This is a genomic window from Nostoc sp. CHAB 5836, assembly GCF_020829445.1.
GTDB lineage: Bacteria > Cyanobacteriota > Cyanobacteriia > Cyanobacteriales > Nostocaceae > Nostoc.
The window spans coordinates 1-20118 of the sequence record NZ_JAIVFV010000127.1 but is presented as its reverse complement, the minus strand read 5'-3'; the positions used below and the strand labels follow the sequence as shown (position 1 = coordinate 20118).

At 40.8% G+C, this 20118-nt stretch carries 12 protein-coding genes and 4 pseudogenes; 10 read left to right on the top strand and 6 right to left on the bottom strand.

Going from position 1 to position 20118, the window contains the following annotated elements:
* From LC605_RS22375 to LC605_RS22355, 5 genes and pseudogenes are all read left to right on the top strand, one after another.
* Positions 1–598 (top strand): annotated as a pseudogene (locus LC605_RS22375) (ABC transporter substrate-binding protein); the annotation flags it as partial.
* A 103-nt stretch (positions 599–701) separates the two neighbouring features.
* A pseudogene (locus tag LC605_RS22370) lies at positions 702–839 on the top strand (arsenical-resistance protein); the annotation flags it as partial.
* A 135-nt stretch (positions 840–974) separates the two neighbouring features.
* Positions 975–2021 (top strand): ArsJ-associated glyceraldehyde-3-phosphate dehydrogenase, encoded by a 1047-nt coding sequence (locus LC605_RS22365; protein ID WP_229549720.1) that lies wholly within the window; start codon positions 975–977, stop codon positions 2019–2021.
* A 97-nt stretch (positions 2022–2118) separates the two neighbouring features.
* Positions 2119–3405 carry an organoarsenical effux MFS transporter ArsJ gene (arsJ, locus tag LC605_RS22360; protein ID WP_229549719.1) on the top strand — a complete coding sequence of 429 codons (1287 nt, stop codon included), beginning with the start codon at positions 2119–2121 and terminating at the stop codon, positions 3403–3405.
* Positions 3395–3718, top strand: coding sequence for an HNH endonuclease (locus LC605_RS22355; protein ID WP_229549718.1), 324 nt, complete (start codon positions 3395–3397; stop codon positions 3716–3718). Before arsJ ends, LC605_RS22355 begins: the two co-directional genes overlap by 11 nt.
* 783 nt (positions 3719–4501) lie before the next feature.
* Here the strand turns inward: LC605_RS22355 and LC605_RS22350 are convergent.
* Complete coding sequence (locus LC605_RS22350; protein ID WP_229549717.1) at positions 4502–5542, bottom strand: CHAT domain-containing protein; 1041 nt, start codon at positions 5540–5542, stop codon at positions 4502–4504.
* A 417-nt stretch (positions 5543–5959) separates the two neighbouring features.
* On the opposite strand from LC605_RS22350, the gene LC605_RS22345 reads away from it, so the two are divergent.
* Positions 5960–6247 carry an RNA-binding protein gene (locus tag LC605_RS22345; RefSeq protein ID WP_229549716.1) on the top strand — a complete coding sequence of 96 codons (288 nt, stop codon included), beginning with the start codon at positions 5960–5962 and terminating at the stop codon, positions 6245–6247.
* A gap of 53 nt (positions 6248–6300) precedes the next feature.
* Complete coding sequence (locus LC605_RS22340; protein ID WP_229549715.1) at positions 6301–7320, top strand: hypothetical protein; 1020 nt, start codon at positions 6301–6303, stop codon at positions 7318–7320.
* Between the two features lie 325 nt (positions 7321–7645).
* Here the strand turns inward: LC605_RS22340 and LC605_RS22335 are convergent, their stop codons facing one another.
* Complete coding sequence (locus LC605_RS22335) at positions 7646–11236, bottom strand: WD40 repeat domain-containing protein (RefSeq protein WP_229549714.1); 3591 nt, start codon at positions 11234–11236, stop codon at positions 7646–7648.
* Positions 11237–11409: 173 nt separating this feature from the next.
* On the opposite strand from LC605_RS22335, the pseudogene LC605_RS34205 reads away from it, so the two are divergent.
* The 3 genes and pseudogenes from LC605_RS34205 to LC605_RS22320 all read left to right on the top strand — a co-directional run.
* Positions 11410–11538: pseudogene (locus LC605_RS34205) on the top strand (IS5/IS1182 family transposase); the annotation flags it as partial.
* Positions 11539–11605: 67 nt separating this feature from the next.
* Positions 11606–11767 (top strand): annotated as a pseudogene (locus LC605_RS22325) (IS5/IS1182 family transposase); the annotation flags it as partial.
* Between the two features lie 484 nt (positions 11768–12251).
* Positions 12252–14138: a CHASE2 domain-containing protein gene (locus LC605_RS22320; RefSeq protein ID WP_229549712.1), complete on the top strand. Its 1887-nt coding sequence runs from the start codon at positions 12252–12254 to the stop codon at positions 14136–14138.
* Positions 14139–14199: 61 nt separating this feature from the next.
* On the opposite strand, the gene LC605_RS22315 is transcribed toward LC605_RS22320, so the two are convergent.
* The 4 genes from LC605_RS22315 to LC605_RS22300 form a co-directional block, all read right to left on the bottom strand.
* On the bottom strand, positions 14200–14877 hold the full coding sequence (locus LC605_RS22315; RefSeq protein ID WP_229549711.1) for a response regulator: 678 nt from the start codon (positions 14875–14877) through the stop codon (positions 14200–14202).
* Between the two features lie 902 nt (positions 14878–15779).
* The gene (locus LC605_RS22310; RefSeq protein WP_229549710.1) at positions 15780–16481 is read right to left on the bottom strand and encodes a hypothetical protein; all 702 of its coding nucleotides are present in this window, start codon (positions 16479–16481) and stop codon (positions 15780–15782) included.
* 18 nt (positions 16482–16499) lie between these two features.
* The gene (locus LC605_RS22305; protein WP_229549709.1) at positions 16500–17912 is read right to left on the bottom strand and encodes an HlyD family efflux transporter periplasmic adaptor subunit; all 1413 of its coding nucleotides are present in this window, start codon (positions 17910–17912) and stop codon (positions 16500–16502) included.
* 24 nt (positions 17913–17936) lie between these two features.
* Positions 17937–20030, bottom strand: a complete 2094-nt coding sequence (locus LC605_RS22300; RefSeq protein WP_229549708.1) for a peptidase domain-containing ABC transporter — start codon at positions 20028–20030, stop codon at positions 17937–17939.
* Positions 20031–20118 lie beyond the last annotated feature (88 nt).

The following is a 20118-nucleotide window of genomic DNA, read 5'->3' as shown; positions in this document are numbered from 1 at the left end:
CCTGTGGAATTCCAAGATGGTCTGGTGGCAGAATTATTTCCCGCAGGGCATCTACCAGGGGCAGTGGCAATTTTACTTACCTACACCACCAAGCAGCGTACGTACAAACTACTGTATACAGGTGACTGTAGGTAAAGCTAGAGCCAGCCGTAATGATTATACAGCGAGTGAAGATGATGAAGTATTGGTGGATGGCATCAGCAAAGATCCAAATGCTTTAGGTTACTTTGGCTTTGCCTATTACGAAAAACACCAAGATAAGTTAAAAGCCCTGGCAATTGATAGCGGCAAAGGTGCAGTACTGCCATCACGTCAAACCGTAGAGAAAGTTCAGTATCAGCCCCTTGCTCGACCTTTGTTTATCTATGTTAATTTTCGGGATAACCAAAACAAAACATTAGTAAACAAGTTTGTCGAATTTTACATTGATAAAGCACCAACAACAGCAAGTGCTGTAGGCTATATACCTTTACCAGATGACAGCAAACACCTCAATTACGTTCACTTGTATCAAGGCAAAGTGGGAACAGTATTTGGAGGAAAAGCAGAGATGAACTTGACAATTGGTGAGTTGTTACGGAAAGAAGCTAAGTTTTAGCGATTGTCCTTCGTCATTTGTCATTTGTCATTTGTCATTTATAAGGGTTTAAGGTGTGTTTACGTTTCGTAATAAGTTTAGTTTATTCTTGCCGACTTACTTAACAGTGGTAGGGATTTTAATTGAAGTGCCAGTGATGTTGATGCTGGTTGAGTTTTGTAAACGCACAGCAGCTTGGTTTACACGGGAACCGGAAAAAGCAACATTGCAAGATCCGCGTTGTTTTGGTGTCTCAAAATGATCGCAATCTTTAGAATCAAAGATTGTGTAACTATTACTTTGCCAAGATAGTTTTGAAGGTTTGTAGTAAGCACTTTAGTGCTTAGAATTCAAAAGTAGTTTTAACACATTTTGTTAATTAACGGTAGAAAAATTGATGAGAATTCGGGTTGGGATCAATGGATTCGGTAGGATTGGACGGCTTGCTCTACGTGCTGCATGGGGTTGGCCAGAATTAGAATTTGTTCATATTAACGAAATCAAAGGTGGGGCAGTAACAGCCGCTCATTTGCTCAAATTTGATTCTGTCCACGGGCGTTGGACTCCAGAAGTAGAAGCACAGGGCGATGGCTTTGCCAACGCCAGAGGCGATCGCATTTTCATTGATGGTACACCTCTGAGTTTTAGCGAACATTCCCAACCTGGAGAAGTGCCTTGGGAAGAGTTGGGCGTTGATATCGTGCTGGAATGCTCCGGCAAATTTAGAACTCCGGCTACCCTTGACCCTTATTTCAAGCGAGGGGTACGGAAAGTAATTGTCGCTGCTCCAGTCAAGGAAGAAGCCCTGAATATCGTTATGGGAGTTAACGATCAACTTTATCAGCCAGAAAAGCATCATCTGCTAACTGCTGCCTCTTGTACAACTAACTGTTTGGCTCCAGTAGTGAAGGTGATCCATGAAGGTTTAGGCATTAAACATGGAATTATTACCACAATTCATGACAACACCAATACTCAGACCATCGTAGATGCCCCTCATAAGGATCTGCGTCGGGCAAGAGCTACGAGTCTATCTCTGATTCCTACCACCACTGGATCGGCAACTGCGATCGGGTTGATTTATCCCGAACTCAACGGCAAACTGAACGGTTTAGCAGTACGAGTACCACTGCTCAATGCTTCTTTAACAGACTGTGTATTTGAAGTTGTGCGACCCACAACCGTAGAAGAGATTAACAGCTTACTAAAAACAGCTTCCGAGCAAGCACCGCTCAAAGGTATTTTGGGCTATGAAGAGCGTCCTTTAGTATCTATCGACTACAAAGACGATCCTCGGTCATCCATCATTGATGCCCTCTCCACAATGGTTGTAGACGAGACCCAAGTGAAAATACTTGCTTGGTATGACAACGAATGGGGCTACGCCAACCGGATGGTTGAACTCGCCCGTAAAGTAGCTTTGAATTTGAACAATTCAAACTGATTCACCATTGGCCATAGTCAATACTCAATAGTTATTCTTCCCCTGCTTCCTCATCCCCCTCATCCCCCTCATCCCCCTCATCCCCCTCATTTCCCTCATGGCTTCTACTACAGCGAATAGTGCCAATTTCAAGAACTACATCTTAGTCACCCTCGCCTACTGGGGTTTCACCCTCACCGATGGTGCCTTGCGAATGCTGGTGTTGCTATATTTCAACCAAATTGGTTATACACCAATACAAATTGCCTTTCTATTCCTGTTCTACGAAGTCTTCGGAGTCGTCACAAACTTTTTAGGTGGTTGGATTGGTTCTCAGTTTGGATTGAAGGTAACACTTTATAGCGGCATCGGATTACAGATTTTTTCTCTAGCCATGCTGTCCTTTCTCAATCCACATTGGGTACAGTGGATTGCAGTTGTTTATGTGATGGTGGCACAGGCATTTTCTGGGATTGCCAAAGACTTGACCAAAATGAGTTCTAAAAGTGCCATTCGGTTGGTGGTACCTCAAGATGCCCAATCATCTTTGTTTAAATGGGTGGCGGTGCTGACGGGTTCCAAGAATGCTCTCAAAGGAGTTGGCTTCTTTATCGGTAGCGCTCTATTGGCTGCGGTTGGCTTCATCAATTCCCTGTGGATTATGGCAGGGGGACTTTCGCTGATTATGTTTTCTGGGTTAATGCTGCCCAAGGGGATGGGCAAAATCAAGAAGAAAGTCAAGTTTAGTCAACTGTTTTCTAAGAGTGAAGAGATTAATATTCTCTCGGCTGCTAGATTTTTTCTGTTTGGCTCTAGGGATGTGTGGTTTGTTGTAGGATTACCAGTATTTTTGCGTGAGATTTTGGGTTGGTCGTTCTATCAGGTTGGTGGATTCTTAGCTTGTTGGGTGATTGGCTACGGTCTTGTTCAGTTCTTAGCACCAACATTGATTCAGCGATTTGGTTCTGGTCGTCCGCCACAATCAAAGACCATCCAATTCTGGACATTTACTTTAACAGCAGTTCCAGCCGCGATCGCTCTGGCGATCCAACTAGGTATACCTGCAAATATTGCGATCGTCGGCGGACTGCTGATTTTTGGTGTAGTGTTTGCCTTCAACTCAGCAGTTCACTCTTATTTAGTGTTGGCTTTTACTGATGATGACAAGGTAGCGCTGAACGTTGGTTTTTATTACATGGCAAACTCAGGTGGTCGATTAGCTGGCACTGTTTTATCAGGTTTGATATATCAGTTTTTCGGGTTAGTGGGCTGTCTGTGGACATCCATGTTCTTTGTACTAGCAGCAGCATTGATTACTCTCAAGCTACCCGATCCTCAACCTAGCAAAGCGATTCCCTCCGGGACGGCAAAGCCGAACGCCTGGAAAGCAAGCGATGGAGACTAAAACATTTGTCAAGTACCAAATAATTTTGCCAGCGAACAATAGACATAGGAGTGAAATCCTTTCCCCTTTTGATGGAAACTTAGTTTATTGGAGTGAAAGGAAAGGTAAGAATCCCTTACTACCATTGAGAGTAACAACACTTCTTAAGGAACAAAAAGGGAAATGTACCCACTGTGGACTGCATTTTAGAGAAGATGATGTGATGGAAGTTGACCACATTATTCCTAAATCGAAAGGTGGAAAGAATGATTACAAAAATCTGCAACTACTTCACAGACATTGCCATGATGTGAAAACTGCCACTTCCCGGTAGTAGGTATGCATGACTTGCGTCAAATTATTAAGGAGCCGTGTGATGCGAAAGTATCATGCACGGTTTTGAAGACCAGTAGGGCTGGTGACAGCCTTGCTGAGTTTACTAACTTTAATTCTCAGTTAGAGAGCTAGATTCTCAATAAAAACAGTTATTTGGCTGCGATCGCACCCCTAAATAGGTGATTTAGCATCTAAATTTTAAGCACCTCACTTTGGAGCATTACACCCGTTCAGTTAAGGCTAAAACTGAATGGCACTAAGAAAAGCTCTAAGCTATGCTCCATAAGGACTACAGCTTTTAAAGCTATTAAACAGTGTTATGGGTTAGGAGATCGTCCTTGATGCAGTGTCATGGAAGCGATCGCAATCGCCGCTTTTGTTCAGTATCCTTTGCGATCACAAAGGGTGGGCGGGTATGCTATCGCTGTGCCTTGCTCCAGACCGTGGAATGAGATGTACAGTCTTTTGATGTGGTCGGCAGGCACTACTTATGGTACTCCTCTGTTGCGCAAGTCGAGACAAGGTACGCGCCATCATTTACATAACTTTATTCCCGAATTGTTAGCCGCAGCTTCAACAAAACGGCTTCAAATTTATTGGACTTTACTTAACGTGAGTTCGATGGCGATCGCGGAAGCAAAAAGCAAGTCATGAAAGGAATAAGAGCAATTGACTTGGTATAGAGAGCATTTGACATTGGGTCATCTTAGCGTATTCCCTGTGCCTGTGCCGTCTCCCCCGAAAAAAATCGCTCTCCAAGCCGCTACGCGGAAGTCAAAAGTTAAATTGTTAAATTCACCAAACTTAACAAATTGTGCCAATTAGCACCTAGCCATGCAGTAATTTTAGTTAGATGTGGCTGAAGTTTTGCGATCGCAGATGCAAACCCTTCGGCTTTGTTGGCATATTTCAAGGCTCGGTTTAATGCATCACCCACCTCATCTTTATCTGGTTGTGGCTTATTTAGCTCCTCCTGGGCATCTTCAAAGGCATTATCAATTTTACGACGGTCTGGAGTTTCTAATTTCGCCAGTATTTCACGTAGGGCGTTGATTTCTGCTTCTATGTTGACAGTTGCAGGTGCGGGTAAACTGACTTGTTGAAAATTGATGTTTGCAGTGTTGCTCTCTCCTGTTTGAATCGCGCTACCAGTGACACTACCCCCAATGGAAACTGAACGGTTTTGCCCGCCTTTGTTGTCATTATTCATACTATTAGAATGATTAAATTTGACTGAATTTGTTGGTTTTTCGGTCTGATAACGCCGTCGCCTAATTTTCTTCGTAGGGGTTGCGTATTCTGGAATTCCCTGCAAGTCAATAGAGGTACAACCAATTTGAAAACAATCTTCATAATTCCTGCCAGCCCCCAAACCTGTATAAAATCCGATGCTAAACTTAATTGCTGCCATATCGCCAATTGCCTGATTCATCCCCACCACGCAATCAATATGTTGATGAATTGCTGTGGCTTGTTCCTGGCTGTAGCAAGCGTTGAGTAAAACACATTCAACCTGTTCCTGGAACAAATCAAATAGTTTTGCCAGGGCTTGGGTACTGACAAGTTGCATGTTTCCAGAATTATCTTCCAAGGCTAATCCATCAGTACCAGAACCATGTCCCGAAAAGTGAACAATTGTTGGTTGATAGTGAGACAGGAAGCGGGTTAAATCATCCACTCGTACCGCAGATTCAGTGATGATTTCAAATTCGTCTCGATGGGGAGATATCGCAAGTGTGTTTTTGATTTCCCGCACTTCTTCATCTAGGCGCAGATTTGCTGTGTTTTTGGGGTTGGCGGAGAGGATGAGGATTTTTTTCATGGTGTTATTTTGACATGGTTTTTTAATACAGATTGAATATATAATATTTTCCGAAATTTTATAAAATATACATCTTAGTACACGGTATCTACAATCTTTCTGTGTATCAGTAAAAAACAAGAAAATATACATTTATTACTTAAGTAAATTAGACCTCTTGCATAATTATTTTTATGTTATAATAGGGGGTTTGGCAATAAGTGCAATGTCTGGAATAATTGAGAAAGGCGATGCCTGGGGCGTTTCGTAGGAGCGATCGCACTTACGAAACAATGGACATTATAGCCGATGAGCTTTTAGACACTTAATGGTAAAATTACGTTTGTACTAAACTCCTAAGCTTTTTTTACACAAGCTTTAAGTGTTTATGCGCCTCCGTGAACGGTTACCAATTTTAATTAATCAGGGGTATTCAAAATGCTCAAGGTCAGCAATTTACCAGTTTCGACTACTAAATCCGATCTAGAAAAACTTTTTTCGGACTATGGAAAAATTCAAATAATTGGTATAGATATCGAAAATGATGAGAGTATTGCTTATGTGCAGCTAGATAATGATGAAGATGAAAAGGATGCTATTGAAAAATTAGATAAATCAGAATGGCGTGGTAAGTACATCTATGTTGATACATTTAGAGGGGAACTAACCGGCCGTGGTCAGCCTCCAAGCGGGGGCAATCAAAACACAGACACTAAAAAAAATTGAAAATATAGTTAATTTCTAATTTTTAGATACATAGACAGGAGTAAATTGAGCATATGAATCAACTTCCATCAACAATTAAAAAAATTCTATATATAGGAACACACTCCTCTGCTATCAGCATAGACGATGAGGTGAAGAAAATTCAATATATTATGGATGTAGAAGACAGTAATTTTTTTGTAGATAACCGAACTGTTGATTCCACTGGCGAAGTTGATCGTGTAATTCAGCGTGCAGGAATTTCGCCTCAAATTATCCATATTTCCGGACACGGCACAGGAGAAGGCAAAATCAAGATTATCGAGAAAGACACAAAAAGCGGTGAAGAATTGAGACCTCAGACTCTAGCAGAATATATCAAAAATGCTGGAGATGTGGACTGTGTGCTTCTCAATTTTTGCTACTCAAAAGAAGCTGCCAATCTCATTGCTAAAAACGCTAAAAACGTTAAATGGGTGATTGGAATAAATGATGATATTGATAGTACATCCGCAGTTGAATTTTCCACTGCCTTTTACCAAGAATTGTGTGGCAAACCTGTCAATTCAATCGTTGTAGATAAGGCATTTTCAGAGGGGCGGGCTGCTGCTTCCCAAAGAAATAGAGGTCATAAATACATTAGATTTCCTAAGGTCGTCTCGATATCTTGGTTAGGAGATGTAAATGGTTCCATATTCTTGAATGGTAGAACAAGAGATGCAAATGTTGGACTAGCGCCTAGTATAAAGGGATTTTCTGGCACTAGATGGGAAATGGATGAGTTCCCTTCTAATGGTGATACGACCGATGTAACATTGAAGTGTTTGGGAGATGTAGATGGTCCTAGATTCTTGGATGGTAGAACAAGAGATGGAACTGTTGCACTAGTGCATAGCGCAGAAGGCTTGACTGGCACTAGATGGACAATAAATAAGCTTTCTTCTAATGGTGATACGACCGATGTAACATTCAGGTGTACGGGAGATCTAGATGGTCCTAAATTCTTGGATGGTAGAACAGGAGATAGAAATGTTGGGCTAGCGCATAGCATGGAAGGTTTGACTGGCACTGGATGGCGAATTAATGATATTTGATTTGGACATCTTAAGCGACTTCTCAAGCAGTTCTGGGTACAACTGAATACCTGCGTTATCCCTTAATAATCTGACAACTTTGTCATCAGTGTCGCTCTAAAATTCCGTATAAGACCATGAACCAAGTTCGTCTTTATACTTAGTTTGTGGCAAAACCTCTCGTTGACAAATGGGTTGAAACCTTGAGTTGACAACAATAGTATCTTGCCCATCCCGTGTATTTTTGAGTAGGTATCCTACCCCACAAGAATCAATCCTTAATTCAGTAATGCCCTTATTTTTGTTCTACATCGAGCAAACATACATTTAAGTTACAAAACTTACATCAATTACATAACTTTTTTAAACTATTCGCTTGAGTCTTCAAATAATCCCTGACCTGGCTGCATCCTTTTTCCAGCAACCCCTTCAAACTAATATCTGACACATCCCATAACAAAACAAGCCCATCTTCACCAGCAGAAACCAACCATTTGCTATCGCTACTGAAACTCACAGTATGCACGGAACCTGTATGTCCACTCAGAGTTGTGATTAATGTTCCGTCCCTTTGCCAAAGATCGATCTTCCCATCATTACTAGCGGAGGCGATCATTTTTCCATTGGGGCTAAAGCCGGCATCAAGGATCGAAGTTGCGTGTCCCCTTAGAGTCGTAATTAACGTTCCATCCCGTTGCCAAAGTTTTATTGAATTGTCAACACCAGCAGTGATGATCGTTTGTCCATCGGCACTGAAACCAACAGACTGAATTTGACTTATGTGTGCTTCCCATCTTCTGAGTTCTTTACCTTCATAACTCCACAATTTTACGGTTTTGTCATCGCCCGCAGTGGCAATTGTATGTCCGTCAGAACTGAAAGCCACACTCAACACCCTAGCACTGCCTTTTTCTAAAGTTATAGGTTTTCGACCATCTAAACTCCAAAGTTTCGCGGTTCCATCAGCGCTAGCAGAGGCAATTGTATGTCCGTCAGGACTGAAGCTAACGGACATGACCCTATCTTTATGCTCTCCCAGTGTTCTCAGAGCTTGTCCGTCTGCACTCCAAAGCCTTATTGTGTTGTCATCACCGCCACTAACAATAGTTTTTCCATCTGGACTAAAACTAACAGCATTAACCTTACCTTTATGCTCTGTCAGGGTAGAAAGTAACTTACCGTCTCGACTCCAGATTCTTATCGTTCCATCAGAACTTGCACTTGCAATTCGTTTATCATCCTGGCTGAACTTTGCGCCAAGCACATTGTCCTGATGTCGAGCCAAAACAGTAAGTCCACTTCGATTTACCTGCCAAAGCTTCGTAATAGTATCGTTACCAGCAGTCGCAAGCATCTTTCCATCTGGACTAAAAGCTACACTGGGAATTGCTCCTTCATGACCTGCCCAAATATCCAGTAATCTGCCATCTCGCGCCCAGAGTTTTACGGTTCCATCCGTACTACCAGAAGCAATTGTTTGTGCATCTATACTCACACTAACGCTCCATACCTTTCCAGGATGCTTAAAAGTCCTTACAAACTCACCCTTTTGATTCCAAAGATTCACTGTTCCATCTATACTACCAGTGGCAAAAAAGCTACCGTCAGGGCTGAAATCTGCACTCACAACAGCGCCAGAGTGTTTGTCAAGAGTGATTAGTAGCTTCTTGCCATCTTGGCTCCAGAGCTTTACCGTTTTGTCATCACTAACCGTGATCATGCGATCGCCTTTAGGACTAAAACTCACTTGCCTTATCAAGCCCTGATGTCCCTTAAGAGTAGAGAGGAACTGACCGTCCAACCGCCACAGTTTTACGGTTCCATCCTTACCGCCAGTAGCTATCGTCTTTCCATCCCGGCTAAAACTTACGCTCATAACCCAATTTTGGTGAGCAGGAATAAATCGGATAAAATTACCGTTGTTGTCCCAAAGCCTGACTGTTCCATCCTGACTGCCAGAAGCAATAGTTTTTCCATCAGGACTAAAACGGACACTCATGACCGGTTGTGTATGTCCTTCCAAAATTTTGAATAGGCTTCCATCCCGTCGCCACAGTTTTGCGGTGTTATCATAGCTGGCTGTAGCAAGCAATTTACCATCTGGGCTGAAGCTAACACTCTGAACAAAGTTTGTATGTCCTTGCAAGCGGTTTTGCTCCCTCACCCAGTTTACGGACTGTGCCAAATTTGTCAGAACATTAGCCTGGACTTGTTGGTCGGTGATGCCCCCAGGCAATTGTTGTAAACGCTTCCCTGCTTTTAATACATCAATTAGCGCATCAAAAGAATTTCGATTCGCCGTGAAATTAGCTTTTGAAGATTGGTTCAAAGCCTGAATTTGCCCGATTTCTGCTTGTCTCCATTGATATCCAGCAAAAATCGCGAATCCAGCAAAGAATACCGATGTAATCGAAGTTACTACGATCTGACGCTTTCTAGCTTCTTTCTCTTGCTTTTTTTGCCTATCGCGCACTTCCACACTAGCTCGAATAAACTCTTGCTCCCCTCCGCTAATATCCTCTCGCCGTTGTTTTAGCTTTTCTTCCCCCTCCACCAACGCTGCACCCCGCAACAATGCCCCTTCATCCCGTTGCGTCTGTTCCCATTGATACATTGCGGAGCGCAAACGGTCTTGCCAAGCCCGAAAGCTACGGTCTGCATTCATCCATTGCCGAAATTCACCCCAATTACGGATCAACGCTTCATGGACAACTTCTACTGTCTCTTGGTTAGCAGAATTTTGACTGGTAACTACTAATCGATTATCCGCCAACTGTTTCACCAATTCCCATCTGGCTTCACCCAATTCAGCTTTCGTCGCTAGTCGTCGCGTATCCTCCGTTCCTTCCCCTGGACGCACTAATTGAATAAAAATTTGCCGCACCTGTTCTTTTTGAGTGGCGCTCAACTTACTATAATTCTCATCGGCATGACGAGCCAAGGCTCCTTTTACCTCACCAATTTCCTCATAAGCTACATGAGTTAACTGTTTACCCGTTCGCCGCTTCCACAACTGAGTTAACGCAAACTCCAAAAGAGGTAAATTCCCCGGTTCCGAATCCACATCATCCAAAATGCGTTCCACCAGTCCATCTTGAAATCTTACCCCCAACTTCTCAGCAGGCTTGACAATCACCTGTGAAAGTTCCTCACAGCTCATCGGTGCCAGCTTGATGTCAGCATTTTGCAACACATCTGCAAGTGGACGATAGGAAAGGAGATTCCCCAAGAAATCCGCCCGCATGGTTCCAACCAGTACAGTATTATTGTCAGGGGAAGATTGAAAGCAAGCTAATAACGTATCAAGGAAACCACGGCGAACTTTCTGATCCGCACACAAAGTATAAAGTTCTTCAAATTGGTCGGCAATCAACAACACCCGATGATTGGGATAATTCCGTTTAATTTTGGAGAAAACATCTTGCAGGGGAACAGAACCATTGGCAAAGTATTCAGCTAACTTACGAGCTTGAAGCATTTGGTCAGTAGCATTTTTATCCGGCTCGTAAAGGGGAACCAGCGACTCAGCCAGAGCCTGGAATGGTTCTGAACCAGGACGGAAGTGAGTAAACTTCCAATAACCTTGTTTTTGTAACTTCGGCACTAATCCCGCCAACACCACCGAAGATTTTCCGCTTCCCGACGCACCCAACACGGGGATAAAATTACGGGTTTGAGTGGCAGCAAACAGTTCTTCTACAAATACCTCACGTCCAAAGAAAAACTCCGCATCATCGGGACCAAAGTGAAACAAACCGCGATAAGGACAGGGAAGACTTTCGTCAGCAGTATCCGTAGAGTCAATAGGTAATACTGTTGTACTTTCACGGTAATAGTAATTGGTGATGGTGATAGTAGCAGTATTGCGATCGCCAGTAATAATGGCACTGCTGTCAGCACTCCCTCCAACTTTGGCGCTGCGGTCTTCTTCTGTCATGCTCCCTCACTTATCGATTCTGTATGGCTTATGTTGATTTTATCCGTCACACTAATAGTTGTCGGTAAAATCAACAGACACCTATTTCCGTAACTGGCGCTGCATATGGAACGTGGTTGTAGATCCACGATAGCTTGCAAGAGTGGACAAGAATCGAAATTGAGCGCCATCCGAGTCCATCAGAAGCGATAATCGACAGCCAAAGCGTGAAGAGTGCAGCGATGGTGAGTCAAGGAGTGGGCTACGATGCGGGCAAGAAAATCAAAGGACGCAAGCGATTTATGACGGTCGATACTTTGGGATTAGTGCCATTCGGTTTTAGTCACCGCAGCCAATGTTGGTGAACCAGAAGGGGGAAAACAAGTTCTAAAACGGGTCAAACAGTCCCATCACAAGATATCTCGTTTGACCACTATCTGGGTAGATGGTGGTTTTGATGGAGAACCTTTCATGCAGTGGGTCATGAATTTTTGCCGTTGGATTGTGCAGGTAGTGTTGCGCTCCCAAGAGGCTAAAGAATGGTTGTCTTGAAATCTTCCAGGCGTTGCTCTCTGAAACTCTTATTCCTTTGCGTTCTTCTCCCAGGGGGAGACGCACTCGCATTTGCGGTTCGTTTTTTCATTATTTTGCTTCTCAAGCTCTTGAAGTGAACTCTAATTAGGAATCCTATATGTTTATCAAATAATAGTTAAGTAATCTTCAAAAACAAAAAACAATCTTTGTATTTATTGTGAAATTAAATTGATTATCTTCATAATATTTAAAACAATATCAACTACGCGGAATGATAAATATACGAAGCTCAACTCTCCAACCAATTAAGATTTCATGAAGAATAATGAGCTATTGAAGATATGATAAAGACCACTAAGTAGATATTGCATACTCCGAATATATATGATTTTATGAAAATAATTAATACGTAGGTATTATGTTATTTACATAAGTTTTGAGTGAATATTGAGTGATTGATAATTGAGGGCTAATTAACAGCAAAAGATGAAGGCGGACGTTTATGAAGCCTGAACTTTGGAAAAGAATTAAAGAAGAAATTACTATTTGGCGTGTAGGTGCTATACCAGGTATTGCAGTGATTGGACTGGTCATGATTACTCGTCTCACTGGTTTAATGCAATCTTTGGAGTGGCTAGCTTTTGACAATTTTCTGCGACTACGCCCCGATGAACCGAGAGATGAACGAATTGTAATTGTAGGGATTAATGAAGATGATATTAGCACTGGTACAGATTTTTCTCTATCAGATCACGACTTGGCACAGTTGCTTTTGAAATTGCAGAGTTATAAACCAAGAGCTATTGGTCTTGATATTTATCGGGATTTACCAGTTAATCCTGGTCATAGTGAATTAGTGACAGTTTTTCAAAGTTTTAAAAATTTAATTGGTATTGAAAAAGTATTACCTGATGAAATTGCCCCACCACCAGCATTGTCACCGGAACAGGTTGGTTTTGCCGATCAAATGATAGATAGCGATGGCAAATTAAGGCGTAGTTTGTTAGCTACATCAACCAGTAAAGGTTACAAGTTATCTTTATCTCTAAGTCTGGCAGCAGTATATTTAGGTGATCATGGTATTAGTATAGAAAACGGTATTCGCGATCGCGCTGCTATCAGGTTTGGTAAGACTGAAATACCCCGGTTTTTCGATAATTCAGGAGGATATGTCCAAACTGATGCAGGTGGAGTTCAGGTACTACTCAATTTTCGTAGTGGTCGAGAACAATTTAGAACTTTATCTTTGGATGATCTCAAAAGCGATAAATTTAATCCAGACTGGATACGCGATCGCATTGTCATTATTGGGATCACTTCCCCCAGTCATAAAGACTTTATCCCTACTTCAGCGATTGAATCTATTGAACCTGCACCAGGGCGAGTTTATGGAGTAGAAATTCAAGCACACGCTGTTAGTCAAATTATTAGCGCGGTGCTTAACTCTAGACCACTCTTAAGTACTTGGCAAGATGAATGGGAATATATATGGATTTTGGCTTGGGGTTTGGTTGGAATTGTCATTGCTAGGCTCACTAAATCGCCCCTGAGCAGTCTATTAGTTGTTGCTGTCGCTAGCAGTAGCTTACTGGTCTTTTGTTATTTACTCCTGATTTGGGGTTGGTGGGTTCCTCTGATACCAGCACTCATTGTTTTGGTTTTAAATGGGATGGAAATCGCAGCTTTCTATCAATATGATCAAGCTTTGCGTTTTAGAATTAGAGCGAGACAAGCGATCATTGAACGGACATTTGCAAAAATTCATAATGGCCCCCTGCAAAGCCTAGCTAAAGTTTTGAAACTAGTTCGAGACAAGAATTTACCAATAAACGACTTGCTACTAGAACTAGAAAAAGAGCTTGAAAAATTGAACCACGAGTTACGGGGGATTTATGAATTTTTGCAGCGAGAACCTATCGACATAGAAACTAGTCTTTATTTAGGCAAAAGTCTAGTACTAAATTTGCAAGACCCTCTTCACGAAATTCTCTATCAAGTTTATAGCTCTACCTTAGACCGAGAGTTTCCCTGTTTTAAAACTATCAAAGTTAAAATCAGAGCTTTTGAACCTTTAAATGAACGTTCCTTGAATATTGAACAAAAGCAGGGTTTGTGCCTATTTTTGGAAGAAGCTTTATGCAATGTGGGCAAACACGCTACAGGAGTCACCCGTCTGGAGGTTACTTGTTCTTCATCTGAAGGCTGGTACACTCTAAGCATTATCGACGACGGCTTAGGGGTCAATTCATCTAGAGAAGGTTGGGGAACACAACAGGTTAGAAATTTAGCTCGACAATTAAAAGGTAAATTCCGGCGAGTACCCCTTTCTCCTAGAGGTACTCTTTGTGAATTATCTTGGCCAATAGTTAAAAAATCAAGCTATTTTTAGACTCTTGACTATTGCTCATATCAACAGAGATTATCCAAAAATTGATTATTTTTAAGAGAAATTAATCAATTAATCCTTCTTCTCTAGCTCGCATTTCAGTTTGAATTCTGATATTTTTTCCCTCTTCAGGATAAATATTTAAAGCGTCTTGCAGCTTACTCCAATAATGACGCACCATGCGTTCACATATACACATACGTTCCGCAATTGTTTTATCCTGTAATCCTTCTTCAAATGCTAAAGCTAACACCCTCAGCCACTCTGGTTTTACCTCTAATACAGAATGTATTCCTTTAATATCTTTTGTATGAGTTAAGCCCTGTAATGCCCAATCACTCCTGGTCAACATTTCCTGAGTCGATAGGCTTTTATCCGCAACTGTAAAGCCTCCTTTATGACTGTCAATATCAGGTCTAATCCTTACCAGCGTTCTGACATTAGCACTTTGGACAACAATATTTAAATTGGGATAGTTTTTCATCAGAGTTCTTAGAAGCTGAACCCCTATATCAGGTCTGGCCGTCATTCCAGAGTTATCTGGAATGGAAAGATCCATCACAACCAAATCTGGCTGTGAGGTAGTAATTTGATTCAGAGCATTCTTAGCATTTACCGCAATGATGAATTCAGCATCACGGTAATGCTTTTGCAACACATTAACAGTTCCAGCTAAAACTGTTTCGTGGTCATCAATTACTAGAACTTTTAGCAATGCTTTATCAGTTAAATCTTGTTTCATAATTAACAACCCACCTATTAAGTCGGAATCTAAACCAATCCACAAACTGCCAGAATTGCTTAAGAATATGATGATGAGACAACCGATATCTCTCGCTGGCGATTCGGAAGAGTTTCATCGTTTATTTTGAAATCCATAAATAATTTTGGTTCTTCAGTACCTATTATGCTTAACTAAAACACCATAAGAACTTGATATTAAAATCTTGGTTAAAAGCCTAAATCTCGCCCAGAAGTATAAAACGCTAAAAATAACAACTGCTGTGGTTGCTTAGAAAGGGTTTCAAGTTTTTGATCCGAATAATTTAGCATACTAAGTAATGAAGATCCGTAATTTTTTCTATTAGAATTATATTACTATTGATGACCAAATTTTTACGTGTTTTTAATCTAATCTTATTAAGAGACACATTAAAAGCAGATTTTCGGGGAACTAACTATTCTTAAATACAGAAGTGGGGAAAAGAGTAAATTACAACACTAAGTGTAAAATTTCACTCGAATATAAATTAATACAGTTCAGTTAAGCCCAAAAAATAAAAATGTGTAGGTTGGGTTGAGGAACGAAACCCAACCTACAATTATCCTTAACTGAACCGTATTGTACCATAGGGCTGATAACTGATAACTGTTTTAAGGGGGTTAGGGGGGATCTAGAAGTGCCTAAAATTACAGCCCACCACTTTTAAAACATCCTCTGAACTGTATTAGAATATAAATAATTAACTTTTTGTTATATACCAATACGGTTCACTTAAGGCTAAAACTCTTTTTCTTTAACGAACCGCAGAGGCGCAGAGGGCACAGAGAGAATAGAGAAAGAGAGGGAAGAAATGCTTAACTGAACTGTATTGTGTTATATACTTCTAAATTTTGCCACTCATTTACTTACAGTAATAAATTTTACCAATAAAAATAATAAGTAATTTTCAGATTATCTTTACGACAAAAGCATTTCCCCGAAGTTAAAAATCGAAAGCTTTGGCAAAGATACTCTAATTCTATTGAGTTAGAATAAAAAATAATTGTAGATCGGTCAGGATATGTAATTTGTACTACTAGCTGACCTATCTTTTTCTGTTGTTTTAAACTGATAAAAACTGATATAGGAGCCGAAACATTCGGCAAAGTTAATATTAGTAGTTCTTCTAAAGCTCTTAAAACTATCAAACTCCGCTCAACTGGCTCGTATCGCCAGTAGGCTGGTATATCGAAATGGAAACACAGATGGGAATTTGATGTTAACCACTGTTCTAGTAGGCACTCAATAGCCAAGGGTAGGCTATCTTGAATATATACAGGAAATAAGCGATCGCTCAATTCCACCAAAGCGTGATGAAAATTATCAGCTTGTTTGAGGTATTCTTGGATTTTGCTGATTGTTAAATTTAGGTGATCTTGTGCCAATAACTCTAAGCTGCGACGGATTGTGAAGGATTCTTGTAATAAGCCTTCGTGAATTTTACTTGCTTCTAGAAATAGTTTGAGAGAGTGTCTATAAGACCACCATTGTAATGCTTGTTGAATGCTATAATAAGTCTTCAATAGCATTACCAATGGCAGGATATAGATAGTTACAAGTATAATTTGTACGTAAAGTTTCATAATCCCATACTTATATCCTCATAAATCAGTAGTTAGCCTAGCCTTTCTCAATATAAATTGCAGTGCTGTCTCTTCTTTTGAAATAATGTCAGCGTTAGCTTGCATTCCAGATTGGATATGACACTGGCGATCGCTATTGCCAAATATAATTCTTTCGGGTTGAATAGTTGCTTCAAAGTAGCTATTTCCAGGGGTTGTCGAACTGGATGTAGAGCTTTCTGCATTGTTATTTTTAGACGTAATTGCATCGGGAGAAACAGCCGTGACTACACCTTTGAGAGTGCCATAATCAGGATAAGGACAAGCATCAATTCGCAATTGCACTTTTTGACCAACTGCGACATTTTTAATTTCCTGAGTGGGGATAACTGCTTTAATAACTAGAGGAGAATTATTAGGAGCAATTTCAGCAATTGCTTCGCTAGCACGCAGCACTTGGCCGGGGTTGCGTAAATTGAGCTTGAGAATGATACCATTACTACTTGCTCGGAGAATAGTATCTTGTAATTGACTAATTACTTGTAGAAGTTCTTTATGAGATTGTCCGAGTTGGTTTTGCATTTCCACTCGTCGCTGAATTAAAGCTTGTTTTTCCTTTTTTAAAATGGCGATGCTGGCTTCGCCTCTAGCAGTTTCTTGAGCAATTCTTTCTTGAGCGATCGCAACTGTGGCAGTGGTAGGATTAACAGCAGCTAAAGCTACTTGCACTTTAGCTTTGGCAATATCAACAGCTTTTTTTTCAGCTTCAACTATGGCTTTAGTCTGCACAACACCTAGCTTTTTCTGCTCAAATTCGCGTTTACCAATTGCGCCAACCTGCGCCAACTGCTCATAGCGATCGCGATCTACCTCAGCAAAACTTAAATCAGCTTCGGCTTTTTGCAATTCTGCTTGGGATTTTTCCAAACTGGCTTGTGCTGCTAGTAATTCGCTGCTGGTGGTAATTTGTCGCTCTTGATATTCCCGTTGATTACGTGCTAAATCTGCTTGAGCAGAAGCCACAGTTCGCTCTGCTACCGTTGCTTCTGCGACAACTTGAGTATCTAAAGTCCTAATTTGAGCATCAATTTGAAGTATTTGTAACCTGATTTGTTGAATGCTGTCTTGTAATTGACTCTGTTTGATTTGCAGTTGTTCGTCATCTAGGCGAGCGATGGTATCTCCCTGTTTGACTAGTTGATTTTCTTTCACCAAAATCTTTTTAACAGTCCCTTCAATTTTCGGTTGCACTAACCGAGTTTCTCCTGTAGGACGCACTACTGCTGCTGCTTTCACCGTTACATTATACTTTACCCATGAACAGAGACTAATCCCAGCACCAAGACTTCCAACGATAAAAATTCCGGCTAAAGATGTCCAACGACTTACAGGAGGAAGAAACTCTTCACTTTGCACCGATGGCAGAACTTTTTTACTATCTGTGTAAAGCATAATTACCTGAGTAAATGTTAATAATTAAGGATTTAAAAATTCCAAATGCTCTCCAGATTTAGAGCGCAACTCCTTTAAAGAGCCTTGATTTTTTAACTTGCCTTGATCTAGTAAAACTATCCAATCAGCACGATTAATTACTCTGGGACGATGAGTAATTAAAATCGTGGTTTTACCTTGACGGTGTTTAAATAATTTATCCAAGACTTCTGCTTCACTTACTGGGTCAAGTCCACCAGTAGATTCGTCTAAAATCAGAATTGGTGGTTCTGTAACAATGGCTCTTGCTATTGCTAATCTTTGACGTTGACCACCAGAAAGATTTGCGCCAAATTCTCCTAAAATCGTTTGATATTTATCAGGAAGTTTACTGATAAATTCATCAGCATCAGCAATTTTGCAAGCTCTAACAATCTGTTCAAATGTAACGTGAGGCGCTCCTAAGCGAAAGTTTTCGATAATTGATCTACTCCAAAAGTGAGCATCTTGAGGAACTAAAATTACCTGTTGACGTAGACAATCAAGAGAAATGTCTTCTATATTATAAAGTCCGATACGGATATTACCAGATTGCAGAGGATATAAACTACCGATAATTTTTGCTAATGTGCTTTTACCACAGCCAGATTTACCAATAATGGCAATAACCTTACCACCAGGAATGGTTAAAGAAAAATCCTCCAGTAGTTCAACTCGACCCGAATAATGAAAATTGATATTACTACAAATAATGTCAGCATTATCAGAGATTTTGGCAATTTGTTTTTTACCATCACCTTGATTTTCTGGGGTAGCATCTATGACTTCTGTTAGGCGTTGAGTGGCAGTTTTTGCCCGCGTAAATTCGTCTACAAAAGTGATTACTGTACTAATTAAACCGACAAAATTAGCATTCATCGAATTAAATGCTAGTAATTGCCCAATACTTAGATGCTCTTGTGGGTTAATTACCAAATTCCCGCCAAACCACAACAAAGCAATACTACCAATTGCAGAAACAAAACTAGAGAATGTATTGTTAATAATGCCAATTTGAATTGTGCTGAGTGTCAAAGTAGAAATTTTGCCAAATCTGCTTTGAAATTCCTCCCAAAATTGTGGTGACGCTGTGGTAGTTTTAAGAGTGAGAGCGCCTTTAAAGGTTTCAACTAAAACACCTTGAGTTTCGGCTTCTGTGACTAAAACCTCACGGGTTTTTTGTTGCAAAGTAGGCTGAAAGACCACTGTAGATAGAGTCATCACTATAGATACAGCTAGAGCTAATACAGTGAGTTTCCAGCTATAAAAAGCCATTAAAGCAAAAGAAATAACCGCAATAAAAATTTTACTGGGTAAGCTAACAACAACTTGAGATACTAATTGGTTAATCTGGTCAATATCTCGCAGACGACTAACAATTTCTCCACTGCGCCTAGCCTCATAGTACGATAGGGGTAATTGTAAAATTTGTCGCCCAAATTCTAAAACCAGACCTAATTGTAGACGCTGGGCAAAGTGAGCAATTAAGTTAGACTGTACCCAAGATAGACTACTAGAAATCAGATTCATCACTACCACAGCGATCGCCATTGTAGTGAGTAGTTTTGTATCACCTCGAACTAACACATCATCAGTCAGAATTTGCAGTAAGAAAGGGGAAGCTAAAGATAGCAACCCCAACAAAATATTCAGGGGTAAAGCTTGAGCCAAAATAGCTCGAAAAGTCCAGATGCGTTTAAAGAAACGCCAAAAGCCACCAACTTTGTCATTTTCTTGCTCATGAAACCGTATCGGATCAGGTTCTACTAAAAGCATTAACCAATCCGCCCACCCTTCTGCTAAATCTTTTGCAGACAGATAACGCAGACCTACAGCCGGATCAGCTACTACACATTTTTTGCCTTTTCTACCATATAAAACAACCCAATGATCCCCTTGCCAGTGAATAATCGCTGGCAAAGGTGCTTCATTTATCCGATTTAAGAGTTCTGGTGAAGTTTTAACTGGACGAGCATTAAAACCAAGTGTTTCTGCACCTCGTTTTAACCCTAATAAACTTGTTCCGAATTGTCCAGTTCCTACAACTTCACGAACATGACTGAGGGTGAAAGCCGCCCAACAACAGCTCAGAATTGCCAAATCAACGCCGACAGTAGCTTTACAAAAACCGTCAGTTTCTTCCAGAGATACACCAAAAGTGATACCAACACCAACACCTTATGTACCT